This window comes from Nereida sp. MMG025 (assembly GCF_021654165.1).
In the GTDB taxonomy this organism is placed as follows: Bacteria; Pseudomonadota; Alphaproteobacteria; order Rhodobacterales; family Rhodobacteraceae; genus Nereida.
Genome location: NZ_JAKFZN010000003.1, coordinates 309,952 through 322,882, shown reverse-complemented (window position 1 = coordinate 322,882; position 12,931 = coordinate 309,952). Strand labels below are relative to the sequence as shown.

The window sequence follows — 12,931 nt, the reverse complement described above, 5'->3', positions numbered from 1 at the left end:
ATTTAGTTGGCTTGGCGGCGCAGGAACGCTGGAATTTCAATCCGCTCCTGCTCTGGATCTGCCGCTTGCTCTTCTTCATAACGCTGGTTCTGCACCGGGGGCTGTTCGCGCATCGGTGTTGGCGCAGCACGTTCACCGCCTTCTGCGCCACCCGTCATGCGACCGATCAGCGAGTTGATCCCAAAGCGTGGGCGATCTGCATCCGCTTCCGCAGCTGGTGCTGCGGGCGCAGCCGGCACATCGCGCGTTGGCACTTTTGTAACCGCCGCTTGAAGGCGGGCCAACGCTTCTGGCGAAGGCGCACCGGGCGCAGGGGCTTGGGGTGCTACATATTCTTCGGCCAACGGCTGCTCGATCTCATCCGCCCGTGTTTGCGGCTGATATGCAGGGGGTGGTACGTCACCACCCGCACTTGGCGCGTCAAAGATATTCTCGGCTTGCTCATCCGCCGCAACAGCCTGTGTTTCCATGTCACCAAACAGTGTTGGCTCTGGCGCACGCGCTACAGCAGGCTCCGCAACCGGTGCAGGGGCTGCTTCTGTTTCAGCCGCAAGGGGTGCAGCCACCGCGGCTTGTTTCAAAGGCTCTGCCAACGAACGGCGTGGCAGCGGATTGTCGGCGTGGCTTTCGGACGCTTCGATACCAGTTGCTACAACGCTCACGCGCATTGTGCCTTCCATGCCTGTGTCCAGTGTCGACCCCACGATGATGTTTGCATCTGCATCGACTTCTTCGCGAATGCGGTTGGCCGCTTCGTCCAGTTCGAACAACGTCAGATCATAGCCACCTGTGATGTTGATTAACACGCCATTTGCACCGCGCAGGCTGATCTCGTCCAGCAGTGGGTTGGCAATGGCCTTTTCGGCCGCTTGGATCGCACGATCTTCGCCAGTCGCTTCGCCTGTGCCCATCATCGCCTTGCCCATCTCGTCCATAACGGCGCGAACATCAGCAAAGTCGAGGTTGATCAGACCGGGGCGGACCATCAGATCGGTCACGCCTTTAACCCCTTGATACAGCACGTCATCTGCCATGCTAAAGGCTTCGGTGAATGTGGTTTTTTCGTTGGCCAGACGGAACAGGTTCTGGTTTGGAATGATGATCAGCGTGTCGACCATCTTTTGCAGGGCTTCAACGCCCTCTTCCGCCTGCTTCATGCGCTTGGCGCCTTCGAACTGGAACGGCTTGGTGACAACACCCACCGTCAGAACACCCAGTTCACGGGCCGCTTGCGCGATGATCGGGGCCGCACCTGTGCCGGTGCCGCCGCCCATGCCAGCGGTGATAAAGCACATGTGTGCGCCCGCCAAATGGTCAACGATTTGTTCGATGCTTTCTTCGGCTGCCGCAGCACCAACAGAGGCGCGCGCCCCTGCGCCCAAACCTTCGGTGACTTTTACACCCAGTTGGATTTTTGCCGGTGCGCCAGACTGCTGAAGCGCCTGTGCATCTGTGTTTGCAATTACAAATTCAACGCCATCCAGCGCCTTTTCAATCATGTTGTCGACAGCATTGCCGCCTGCCCCGCCAACACCAAAAACGGTGATGCGTGGTTTCAGGTCTTCCTGTCCGGGCATGGAAAGATTCAATGTCATTTTGGTGTCCGCCTGTGTTTTCAAATCTTGGGTTGCCCTGTTTTTACAGGTGCAGTTCTGCCTTCATTGACAACTAAGTTAACTCAAAGCCCACCATAGGTCACCCGAAAAACCACTACATATGGCAGTTTTTTGACGGTTTTCAGCGGTATTTTGCTGACCAAACCGCATCTAGCTGCAGCCAAAGCAGCGCCTGCCACGGGTGGTATACATTAACTTCGCGCGACAAGTCGTTGATCCGCAATAAAAAACCACGACCCAAAGCCAAATCACCCGCTTTTCAGTCGGAAATTCGGCAATAAAACCAGTGGTCTACCGATTCTTAGCCACAGGTAGACCTACCAGTTGTCTTTGAACCAACGCAGCGCCCGACCGATGGAACGCGCGGGATATTTGTCAGCGGGCACATCGAAATCCCACCATTCATCTTGTGGATGCGCCGCAAATAGCGACAGCCCTACCGATGCCGCAAAAGCAGGCCCCGTGGCCGCCTGCGGCAGACCTTTGACGCGCAATGGACGGCCCAGACGCACATGCTGGCCCAAAATTTTGCTAGCCAGCCCATCCAATCCAGGGATCTGGCTGGCGCCGCCTGTTAGCACGATCTTCTGGCTTGGCAGATGCTCAAAACCAGCGGCATCAAGACGGCCGCGCACCTCTTCCAATATCTCTTCCACGCGCGGGCGCATAATGCCGATAAGCTCGGCGCGGCTTACTTCGCGGCGGTCGTGATCGTAATCACCTGTATCGCCACCCACTTTGATCATGTCGCGGTCATCCATACCCGTGGCATGAACGCCGCCATAAAATGTCTTGATGCGCTCGGCCACTGGCGTCGCGATTTGCAGCCCCATGCTGATGTCACCTGTCACATGATCACCGCCCAGTCGGACTGCATCGGAATAGATCATGTGTTTTTTCATAAAGATCGACAGGCTGGTCGACCCGCCGCCCATATCAATGCAGGCGGCACCCAGTTCCTGTTCGTCCTCAACCAGCGCAGAAATGCCGCTGACATAGGCCGCCGAAGCGATACCTGCCAGTTCAAGGTCACAGCGTTTGATACAGTGCACAATGTTCTGGATCACGGGCGCATCAACGGTCAGAAGATGCAGGTCTGTCATCAGCTCTTGGCCCGCCTGCCCGCGTGGATCACCAAGCCCTGAGCGATAATCAAGCGCAAAGTTCACGGGCTGAGCATGCAGCACCTCGCGGCCCGCGCCAAAATCAGGCACGTCACAGGCCGCCAATACGCGCCCGATGTCATCGTCAGTCACGACGCCTGTGGGCAGATCAACCTTGCCATCCAGCCCGTAAGAGCGGGGGTTGGCCCCCGAGAAGCTGACAATCACATGATCAACGCGTGTGTTGGCCATCTTTTGGCTGGCCTGCACGGCTGTGCGGATGGCGCGTTCTGTTTCGGCCATTGTGTCGATTTCGCCAAAGCGAACGCCGCGGCTGCGCGTTGTGGCCGCCCCGATGACACGAAAGCTTGATTGCCCTGCCATTGCGCCCATCGTCTCGCCTTGGGCAAATTGCGCGGATCCGTCAAATCGCAACACCAGACAGGCCGTCTTGGATGTGCCGATATCCAAGATCGCCACCACCCCGCGCTGCATTGCCGTCTTACGTGCGGCCCGCATGGCCCGTTGCATCGCGTAGAGATCGCTCATTGCGCCACTCCCAATTCAATTGCTTTAATTCGCCGCAGATCACTGTTTGCGGCCTCACCCATGCGCAACGTGGGGCGGGCCCCAAGGCGCATATCCACGACGGTAATGTCGCGGTTCAACATATCTTGCGCACGATCCAGAATGATCACGCGCTCCAACGCGGTCACAGGATCATCCGTGGGCAGCATGATCCGCTGGCCCGTATCCAAAACCACATCCCACCGACGATCCCCCAAACGCACCAACCCCTGCACGCGATTGGCAATGGGGTTTGCGGCCGCGAATAGATCGAGCGCTTGGGTTATTTGATCCGCAGCCCCTTCGCCCGCAATAAGCGGCAGATGCGGGTAGTCGTTTCGGCTGGCAATCTTTTTGACCAACGCGCCTTCGGCGTCACGCAACTCAAGCCCCTCGCGGTGGCGCCAGACGGCCACGGGCACACGTTCGTTCACTTGCACTTGCAAAACATTGCCCGCACGCACCAAAAGGCTGGCCGATTTCACGGCATCCAGCGCCTCAACATCCGCGCGCATCTGCGCAAGGTCCAGATCAAAGCTGGACAGCGGAAATTCAACGGGCAGCACCGTGCGAATTTGTTCAGCCGTATCACCAGACGCACCGTCGATGGCCATAAGCTTGACCATGAATTCGGGGCGCTCTTCAATCATCGCGCGGGCATCGGCGATGGCCAGCTGCACGGTCTCGCGGTTTTGTTTGTCGGCAAAATAGCCGCCCGCCAGCAAAGCAGTAACGCATAGAGGTAACCCGACGCGCATAAACCGGCGATAGCCGGGGCGCAGCTTGAGACGCTGATAGCGATAGGCCCATTTGGACGGCGCAGGGTCACGTTTGATGGTGGTGGGTTTCAGCGATTGCATGAGGCGTCCTTCACCATCCAGTCGCAGAAATCTGCATAGGAAATACCTGCGTGTTCGGCTTGTTCAGGGCTCAGCGATGTCGGCGTCATCCCGGGCTGTGTGTTGGTTTCCAAAAGGATCAAGCCGTCGATGCCGCGGGCCTCATCCCACCGAAAATCCGTGCGTGTCACACCGCGACACCCCAGGGCTGCATGGGCGCGCAGGGCATAATCTTCGCAGGCAGCCGCAATCGTGGCGGGCACATCGGCGGGGATCACATGGCGTGATCCGCCTTCCACATATTTGGCCGTATAGTCATACCAGCCGTCTGTCAGAATATCTGTCACCCCAAGCGCGCGGTCGCCCATAACAGTCGTTGTCAGCTCGCGCCCCTGCGCAAAGGCTTCGACCATGACGACCGGGGGCATCGCGTCGTCCAGTTGGGGCGGGCCACTGGCCGCGTCATCCACCAAATACACGCCCACGCTGGAGCCTTCATTGTTTGGCTTAACCACATAAGGGGGCTGCATCACATGTGCGGCCATCACCTCGGACTTTGGGGCCAACACGCTTTGCACCATCGGCAAGCCTGCCGCGCGGTAGACATCTTTGGTCTTGGTCTTATCCATCGCAAGCGCAGAGGCCAGAACGCCGGAATGGGTATAGGGAATGTGAAGCCATTCAAAAATACCCTGCACACAGCCATCTTCGCCCCACCGCCCGTGCAGCGCATTGAAGATCACATCAGGCCCGATCGCCGCCAGATCACCTGCCAGCGTGGGGCCTGCGTCCAACGCGACCACGTCATAGCCAAGCGATTGCAGCGCGGCGACACACTCGCGCCCCGACGACAAAGAGACCTCACGCTCCGCGCTTGGCCCACCCATCACAACACAGATTTTCAACGGGCTGTTGCCTGCCTTGCCCACTTTTGCCTCTCACCACTGCCTTAAACGACAGCTTTCTTGCGCCCCGCCGAGGGCACGTTTGCTTGTTATTTCAAGGGCCTGCTCGCCCATGGATGCCGTATGGCGCTTAAGCGCTCTGATCTGGGGTCGGTTCACCGACCCTCATAATTTCCCACTCTAGCGTTAGACCGCTGTTATCGTAAACCTTTTTCCGCACGTATTCGCCCAGATTTTCAAGATCAGCGGCTGTGGCACCGCCTGTGTTGATCATGAAGTTGCTGTGCTTGGGCGACATTTGCGCCCCGCCGATGGAAAACCCGCGCAGCCCCGCATCGTCAATCACCTTCCACGCCTTAAGATCGTGGACGTCATCATCGCGCCCCGTGCTGGACCGGCCCGCGGGGTTGCGGAAGGTGCTGCCGGCACTTCTGTCCTTGGTGGGTTGCGTTTCATCGCGCTTTTGCAACTGATGGGCCATGCGCGCATGCAGCTCTTCGGGATCAGCAGTCTCGGCCTCAAAGGTAGCCTCGGTCAGAACCCACCCTTCGGGCAATTCGGTCTGGCGGTAGGCAAATTTCAAATCATCGGCGGTGAGCGTTACGCGCTCGCCCCGCCGTGTGACAGCCTGTGCGCTGACGAAATGATCGGCCACATAGCTGCCGTAACATCCCGCGTTCATGCGCACCGCACCACCAATGGCACCCGGGATCGTGCGCAGAAATGTCAGGTCTAGTCCTGCATCGGCCGCCTTGCGTGCCACATGCGCATCCAACGCAGCCACACCCGCAGAAACGCGGTTGCCCGCAATCTCGATCTGGTTGAACCCGCGCCCCATGCGGATCACGACCGCGCGAAGCCCGCCATCGCGCACAATCAGATTGCTTCCCACGCCCATGGGGAACACGGAAATATCGGACGGCAAACCCTTCAAAAACGCTTGCAAATCGGCCTGATCCGCAGGCTGGAACAGATAATCCGCAGGCCCACCAACACGCAGCCACGTCAGATCGGCCAACGGCCTGTTCGGAGTAAGCGTGCCGCGCACGAGGGGTAGGGTCATGTTAGAAAAACCAAGTCCAGACTTCTTTAATAACACCAGCGATACCACCGCCAGCTTTCATCAGCTTATTGGCATCCTCTGCGCCTTTGACAAGCTCTTCACGCTTGAAGTTGTCGATTTTTATAAGCCTGCTGCCTTCGCGTTTCATGGCATCTGCGCGCTTTTGTTCAGGCTGGCTCTCGTCCAAACCGATATCAAGGTCGGCCTGCATTTCCGCTGCAAGATAAGGACTAAGCTCAGGGTCAATCTGCGCCTGGTGATCGCGTAGTCCTTTTTTGAGCTTATCATCAAGATCCAGCGCGCGGCGATTCACACGGGTGCGGCACACGCGTTTGGTCTCGCTATCCGTTTCACGCAGGTCCAACATGCCTGTCGAGAGCGCGTTGTGCAGACGAAAAAGCATTCTTTCTGCGCGTATATCCTCGGGGGTGAACAGCCGTTCAATCTCGGCATGGCATAAACCAAATTCATCGTGACAGCGCAGCCAGTTGTTTGCATTACCCTCTAACGCTTCTGTCAAATCATCCAAAACCTCGGCCAAAGGTGCCAACATTGCATTACCCGCGTCACCGCAAGCGGGGCGCAGTTTGGCAATCGCATCGACCACTTTGTCTAAAACTGTTTGCAGCGTATCAGCGTGGGCGTAGGGGGCAGGTTCAAGAACGATCTGACCTGCAGTATCGCGGCGGATTTTTTCGCCTATGTCAGCAATATCAGCAGCATAAAGCGCCAGAACGGGGTCAAACTTGGGGTTGATATGCGCAGGGCCTTTGTTCCAGTCGTCTTCCGTCAGCGAGACAAACACATCGTGCATGGCTTGGGCGTGGATGTCCTGGCCTGCCAGCACGCGGTCGTACCATGCGATCCAGAAGGTCCAGACTGCGGCATCAGGGCCGTCAGAGTTCAGGGCTGCCAGCTTTGGCTTTATATCTTGCCACAGCCTTTGCATCTCGGACGGTCCTGCCCAAAGCGGACGGCGCGGGATGTCGCCCGACGCAAGCAAAGCCGCGCAATCCACTTGGATGTATTCGTAGATATCGGGGGCGGCAGCGGCGGCACGGGCGGAGGCATAGGCGGCAAAGACGGCGGCGGCAGCGGCAGCGGCGGCAAAGGCGGCAAAGGCGGCGGCAGCGGCGGCGGCATCGGCGGCATCGGGGGCGGCATCGGCGGCAAAAGCGGCGGCATCGGCGGTACGGGCAATCTCAGGGGTCGGACACACCGAAGCGACCCCTGAGATTGAAGTTACCCGAAACATCAGCACAGGTGTCAATTCGGCAATACGCCCCGACAATGCGGTTTCCATCGCGAATGGCATCACGCGCGCGGCACATCTGCTCGCCAGCCAAACGGCGTGTTGCCGCCCCAGTTCATCGCCGACCCGCGCAATATGCGCGTTCAGCCAAGCCTTAAAGCTGTCCCCATCAACAATATCCGCAATCTCTACCATACAGCCAGCTTGCCCTGCCTGATATGCCAAGCCAAGCGCAAACCCGTCACAGCCCCAAACGGCGGCGCAGCCATTTCACACCGTACCACACAGGCCAGCGCAGGACGGTCATGCCGACGCCAAGGCCGATCACGCCCACCCATGGGCCGCCCAGAAATGTGGCGTAGCCAAGCAGCGGGATACCGACGCCGATCAGCACATAGGCGCGGCGCCAGTGGTTGTCATTGCTCGGGATGGCTTGCATCACTTGGGCCAGCACGATCCAGCCGCAAATCAGGACTATGGCAAGTGTTGTATCGCTCATCGGCTGTGCCAGCGGTCTATTGGGTCAGTTTGGCCGGCAGGTCATTGGCCCATGTGCTGATCGAGCCTGCGCCCAAGCATACGACCATATCGCCTTCGCTGGCCTGTTCGCGCACAAGGCGCACCAGATCATCTTCGCTTGTTACAGCCCGCGCATGGCGGTGGCCGTGGCGGATCAGCCCTGCGACCAGATCATCGCGGGTCGCCCCTTCGATCACGTCTTCGCCTGCGGCAAACACTTCTGCGATGGCCACCACATCAGCGTCGTTAAAGCACGAACAGAACTCATCAAAATGGTGGTGCAGGCGTGTGTAGCGGTGGGGTTGATGCACCGCGATGACGCGGCCTTCGGTGGCTTGGCGCGCGGCTTTCAGAACAGCGGCAATCTCAACGGGGTGGTGTCCGTAGTCGTCGATGATGGTCACGCCGTCGACCTCGCCCACGCGGGTAAAGCGGCGGTTCACACCCCCAAAGCTGGCCAGCGCGTCTTTGATCTCGTCCAGCTTGAGGCCCAGATGCCGTGAGACTGCCACGGCCGAAAGGGCATTACTGACGTTATGGTCACCCGGCATGGGCAGTGCACAGCCTTCGATCACCTTATCTTCGTTCTTCAACTCAATATCGAAATGGGCCACACCTGCTTTGTAAGTGAGGTTCACAGCGCGCACATCGGCTTGGGCGTTAAACCCGAATGTCACAACGCGGCGGTCGGTGATTTTGCCGACAAGCGCCTGCACATCGGGGTCATCGGTGCAGCACACGGCCAGCCCATAAAACGGGATGTTTGAGACGAAATCCTCAAACCCTTTGTGCAGCGCCTCTTCGGTGCCCCAATGTTCCATATGCTCGGGGTCGATGTTGGTGACGATGGCGATGGTGGCGGGCAAGCGGTTGAAGGTGCCGTCGCTTTCGTCGGCCTCCACCACCATCCACTCGCCCTGCCCTGTGCGTGCATTGCTGTCGTAGGCGTGGATGATGCCCCCGTTGATCACTGTCGGGTCGATGCCACCTGCGTCCAGAAGGGCTGCGACCATCGTTGTTGTGGTGGTTTTGCCATGCGTGCCCGCAACAGCGATGTTAGATTTCAGGCGCATCAATTCGGCCAGCATTTCGGCGCGGCGCACGACAGGCAACCCGCGCAGGCGTGCTTCGTCCAGTTCTGCGTTGCCCTTTTTGATCGCCGACGAGATGACGATGACTTCGGCCCCGTCCAAATTTTCTGCCTTCTGGCCGATAAAAACCTTGGCGCCCAGACGTTCCAGGCGCTGTGTGATCTTACTGTCTTTGAGGTCAGAGCCCTGAACGGTGTAGCCGTGGTTCAGCAGAACTTCGGCGATGCCAGACATGCCGATGCCGCCGATGCCCACAAAATGAATGGCCCCAAGTTGGGTGGGGAGTTTTGTTGCTGCAGCCATAATTGTTCCACCGTCCATGTTCTTTGTCCTTATTTTGCGGGCTTTTGGGCTAATTCTTCGACCATGTCCACCAATGCTTGTGTGGCATCGGGCCGCGAAACGCTTACGGCCGCCTGCGCCATGGCGCTGGCCCCGTCCGGGTTGGTCAGGATGCGTTGCACTTCCGTGCGCAAGGTTTCCGCGTCCAGCTGGCGTTCGGGGATCACCGTTGCAGCACCTGCATCTGCAAGTCCCTTTGCATTGGCGGTCTGGTGATCGTCCATCGCGGCGGCATAAGGGACAAGCACCGAAGGGCGGCCAATCACACTGATGTCGGCCACGCTGCTTGCGCCTGCACGGCTGATAATCAACTGCGCTTCGGCAAAGAGTTCGGGGACATTATCAAAGAACGGCTGCACCTGCGCGTTGATACCTTGCTGGAAATAGAATTGGCGCACGCGCTCTTCGTCCTCGCCGCGGGCCTGATGGAAAACACGTATGTTGGCCAGCATCTCGACGGGCAGTTCGGCAATCGCAGGGGGCACTGCATCCGACAGGATGCGCGCCCCTTGGCTGCCACCGATCACGACAATCGACATGGGGTAATCACCGGGTGGGATGTAGCCCGCGCCAGCACGCGCCAGAACCGCCTCGCGGACGGGGTTGCCTGTGTGAGTGCCGCTGACGCCCGCTGGCATTTGCGTGGGCCACGTTCCGCAGGCGACCGCATTTACACGTTTGGCAAATTTCGTATTCACCCGCCCCAGAACACCGTTTTGTTCATGGATCATCCGCGGCTTGCGCAACAGCGTTGCCGCGGCCAAAGCAGGTATGGACGGATAGCCGCCAAAGCCGACAACCACATCAGGCTTTTGACCGATCATTTTGAACGTGGCCCCCAGAATGCCGCCCAAAATACGAAAGGGCACCATCGCTTTGGCCAAAAGACCGCCGCGCGCAAAGGTGGCGCTGCTGATCTGGGTGATTTCGACCGCATCGGGGAACCCGCTGGCATAGCGTGCGCCGCGCGCATCGGTGCTCAGTTTGACACGCCAGCCTTTGGCCAACATCGCTTCGGCCAAGGCCTGTGCGGGGAACATATGCCCGCCCGTGCCACCTGCTGCGATGATCAGCAAAGGCGCCATGTCAGTGGCCCCGCCGCAAGAGGATATCGCCAATTTCACCCTGCGGACGGGTGCGCGTGAAGGCCAGTAGCATGCCCACGGCAATGCCGCCCGCTATAATCGACGAACCACCGTAGCTGACAAATGGCAAGGTCATGCCCTTGGCCGGCAAAAGCCGCACGGCCACGCCCATGTTAACCATGGCCTGAATCCCGAAGGTGCAGGCCAGCCCTGTGCCGGCAAGGCGAATAAACGGATCGCGTTCGCGCGTCAGACGATAAAGAGAGCGGATGACGATGGTCGCATAAAGCCCGATGATCACGAGCACCAGAAACAGCCCATATTCTTCGGCCGCGACCGCAATGATGAAATCGGTATGCGCATCTGGCAGGGATTGTTTGACCTGCCCCTCGCCCACGCCAACGCCGAAGAACCCGCCCTCGCGGATCGCATTTGTGGCGTAACCAAGTTGCGTTGTGGGGTCTACATCGGGCGACAAAAACCCGTCGATACGGCGCGCGAAGTGTTCGGAATTATTGTAGGCCACAGCACCTGCCAGCACGACCACACCCGCCAAACAGATGAGCAACCCCAACGGTGCGCCCGCCACAAACCACATCACACCCCATCCGAAAAGAACCAAGCAGGCTTGGCCAAAGTCAGGTTGCAGCGCCAAAAGAACAACGATGAACGTGCAAAACATGAACGATATGGATTTGCCGGGTGGCCCGTTCAAATCCTGGCTGGCCGCCATCATCCAGGCGGCTGTCACCACGAATGCGGGTTTGAGAAATTCCGACGGCTGAAGCGACGCAAAGCCAAGTGAATACCACCGCACCGCACCTTTTCCGAAGTCGGTACCAAAGAACGGCAGAAGCATAACCGCCACCAGCGAGACACCAAACGCCATCACCGCCAAACGGCGCACCAGCGAAGGCTGCATCATCGACGTGATCAACATGGCAATCATCGCCAGACCACCAAAAAACATCTGGCGCTGCACATAGTGAAAGGGCTCAAACCCGTTTTTCGCGGCCAGCGGTGGGGATGCGGCAAGCCCAAGCAACAGACCGACGCCAAACAGCATCAGAATGCAGGACATCGTCCATTTATCGATTGTGCGCCACCAACGCGGCAACACAGGATCGCCAGATTGCACGGGGACCGTGCCATAGACCATTTCCGTCATGGAATACTACTACCTATGCCTCAAAACCGCCCCTTTACGGGGTCTGTTGATTAACCTTAACGGCACCTATTGGAAAATTCCACGTAAAAATCGGCCGCTCTCGCAGGATAGGCGAAGTTGGTTTCTATTTCCTTAATCGGCAACTTGCCAAAACGCGCCCTATTGCCCATTGAGGCGACTATGCAGGTGAACACTCTTATTATCGGCGCTGGTGCCGCAGGCATGATGTGTGCCGCCCATGCAGGGCGCGATGTGATGATCGTCGATCACGCAAAGGCGGCGGGTGAAAAAATCCGCATCTCGGGCGGCGGGCGCTGCAATTTTACCAATATGTATGCTGCACCTGAAAACTTCTTGTCGCAGAACCCGCATTTCTGCAAATCCGCGCTGGCAAGATACACCCAATGGGACTTTGTTGATCTGGTCGCAAAAGCGGGTATCCCCTACCACGAAAAGACGCTTGGACAGCTTTTCTGCGATACATCTGCCAAGGATATTATCCGCCTTCTCACGTCAGAAATGCGCGGTGCTGATCTGCGGTTGAATACATCCGTTGAACAGATTAACAAAACGCCGCAAGGCTTTGATATCGCTTTGCAATCAGATGGTAAAATACAGTCTGTACACGCCAGAAATCTGGTCATCGCGTCGGGCGGTAAATCCATTCCGAAAATGGGTGCCACAGGGTTTGGCTATCAGGTGGCGCAGCAGTTCGGACTGGCAGTTACACAGACCCGAGCAGGGCTGGTTCCGCTGACGTTTGGCGCAGATGTCATGGAGGCGCTGAAACCCATGGCGGGGCTGTCGGTAAACGCACGGGTCAGCAGCAATGGCACGGGGTTTGAAGAAGGGCTCTTGATCACGCACCGTGGCCTGTCGGGACCAAGCATCTTGCAAGTCAGCAGCTATTGGCAGGAACGCGACGAGATTATGCTGCATTTCGAACCGAGCACCGATATTATCGCAGCGCTGAAAACGCAGCGCAGCAAGGCGGGCCGCATGGCCCTTACCACAGCGCTTGGCGCCCATTTGCCTGCACGCCTGGCCGCCTATCTTACTGAAATTGCAGGCCTTTCAGGAAATCTTGCCGATCAATCCGACATGGATTTATCAAAGCTTGAAATGGTGCTGACGCAGCTAACGCTCAAGCCATCGGGCTCCGAAGGGTACCGCACGGCCGAGGTCACCTTGGGCGGTGTGGATACCAGCGATCTGGATGCCCGCACCCTACAGGCCAAGGGCGTCGATGGCCTGTATTTCATCGGCGAGGTTGTGGACGTCACCGGCTGGCTTGGTGGCTACAATTTCCAGTGGGCGTGGTCGTCGGGATGGGCTGCGGGACAGGCCATCGCAGGGCGCGTCTAGCCTGCCGTTTTTGCCT

At 58.4% G+C, this 12,931-nt stretch carries 11 protein-coding genes; 1 reads left to right on the top strand and 10 read right to left on the bottom strand.

Features of this window, described 5'->3' with window-relative positions:
- Positions 1–2: 2 nt before the first annotated feature.
- The 10 genes from ftsZ to ftsW all read right to left on the bottom strand — a co-directional run bounded on the left by ftsZ (position 3) and on the right by ftsW (position 11,550).
- Positions 3–1,595, bottom strand: a complete 1,593-nt coding sequence (ftsZ, locus tag L1065_RS10860; RefSeq protein WP_237095494.1) for a cell division protein FtsZ — start codon at positions 1,593–1,595, stop codon at positions 3–5.
- Positions 1,596–1,933: 338 nt separating this feature from the next.
- Entirely contained in the window at positions 1,934–3,268 is a 1,335-nt protein-coding gene (ftsA, locus tag L1065_RS10855; protein WP_237095493.1) for a cell division protein FtsA, read from the bottom strand.
- The gene (locus L1065_RS10850; RefSeq protein ID WP_237095492.1) at positions 3,265–4,146 is read right to left on the bottom strand and encodes a cell division protein FtsQ/DivIB; all 882 of its coding nucleotides are present in this window, start codon (positions 4,144–4,146) and stop codon (positions 3,265–3,267) included. Before L1065_RS10850 ends, ftsA begins: the two co-directional genes overlap by 4 nt.
- Positions 4,134–5,012, bottom strand: coding sequence for a D-alanine--D-alanine ligase (locus L1065_RS10845; RefSeq protein WP_237095491.1), 879 nt, complete (start codon positions 5,010–5,012; stop codon positions 4,134–4,136). The genes L1065_RS10850 and L1065_RS10845 overlap by 13 nt, the downstream gene beginning before the upstream one ends.
- Positions 5,013–5,160: 148 nt before the next feature.
- Positions 5,161–6,093, bottom strand: a complete 933-nt coding sequence (gene murB, locus L1065_RS10840) for a UDP-N-acetylmuramate dehydrogenase (RefSeq protein WP_237095490.1) — start codon at positions 6,091–6,093, stop codon at positions 5,161–5,163.
- Position 6,094: 1 nt separating this feature from the next.
- Positions 6,095–7,570: a hypothetical protein gene (locus L1065_RS10835; protein WP_237095489.1), complete on the bottom strand. Its 1,476-nt coding sequence runs from the start codon at positions 7,568–7,570 to the stop codon at positions 6,095–6,097.
- A gap of 16 nt (positions 7,571–7,586) precedes the next feature.
- Complete coding sequence (locus L1065_RS10830) at positions 7,587–7,844, bottom strand: DUF2484 family protein (RefSeq protein ID WP_237095488.1); 258 nt, start codon at positions 7,842–7,844, stop codon at positions 7,587–7,589.
- A 16-nt stretch (positions 7,845–7,860) separates the two neighbouring features.
- Entirely contained in the window at positions 7,861–9,276 is a 1,416-nt protein-coding gene (gene murC / locus L1065_RS10825; RefSeq protein WP_237095487.1) for a UDP-N-acetylmuramate--L-alanine ligase, read from the bottom strand.
- Between the two features lie 11 nt (positions 9,277–9,287).
- Complete coding sequence (locus L1065_RS10820; RefSeq protein WP_237095486.1) at positions 9,288–10,382, bottom strand: glycosyltransferase; 1,095 nt, start codon at positions 10,380–10,382, stop codon at positions 9,288–9,290.
- 1 nt (position 10,383) lies between these two features.
- A complete protein-coding gene (gene ftsW, locus L1065_RS10815; protein ID WP_237095485.1) occupies positions 10,384–11,550 on the bottom strand; it encodes a putative lipid II flippase FtsW in 1,167 nt (388 codons plus the stop codon).
- A 180-nt stretch (positions 11,551–11,730) separates the two neighbouring features.
- Here ftsW and L1065_RS10810 point away from each other — a divergent pair, with 180 nt between their 5' ends.
- A complete protein-coding gene (locus L1065_RS10810) occupies positions 11,731–12,915 on the top strand; it encodes an NAD(P)/FAD-dependent oxidoreductase (RefSeq protein ID WP_237095484.1) in 1,185 nt (394 codons plus the stop codon).
- Positions 12,916–12,931 lie beyond the last annotated feature (16 nt).

Coding starts and splice junctions, on each gene's coding strand:
- ftsZ (WP_237095494.1), bottom strand. CDS start 1,595: ATGACATTGAATCTTTCCATGCCCGGACAGGAAGACCTGAAACCACGC.
- murC (WP_237095487.1), bottom strand. CDS start 9,276: ATGGACGGTGGAACAATTATGGCTGCAGCAACAAAACTCCCCACCCAA.
- murB (WP_237095490.1), bottom strand. CDS start 6,093: ATGACCCTACCCCTCGTGCGCGGCACGCTTACTCCGAACAGGCCGTTG.
- L1065_RS10820 (WP_237095486.1), bottom strand. CDS start 10,382: ATGGCGCCTTTGCTGATCATCGCAGCAGGTGGCACGGGCGGGCATATG.
- L1065_RS10830 (WP_237095488.1), bottom strand. CDS start 7,844: ATGAGCGATACAACACTTGCCATAGTCCTGATTTGCGGCTGGATCGTG.
- ftsW (WP_237095485.1), bottom strand. CDS start 11,550: ATGACGGAAATGGTCTATGGCACGGTCCCCGTGCAATCTGGCGATCCT.
- L1065_RS10810 (WP_237095484.1), top strand. CDS start 11,731: ATGCAGGTGAACACTCTTATTATCGGCGCTGGTGCCGCAGGCATGATG.
- ftsA (WP_237095493.1), bottom strand. CDS start 3,268: ATGAGCGATCTCTACGCGATGCAACGGGCCATGCGGGCCGCACGTAAG.
- L1065_RS10845 (WP_237095491.1), bottom strand. CDS start 5,012: ATGGGTGGGCCAAGCGCGGAGCGTGAGGTCTCTTTGTCGTCGGGGCGC.
- L1065_RS10850 (WP_237095492.1), bottom strand. CDS start 4,146: ATGCAATCGCTGAAACCCACCACCATCAAACGTGACCCTGCGCCGTCC.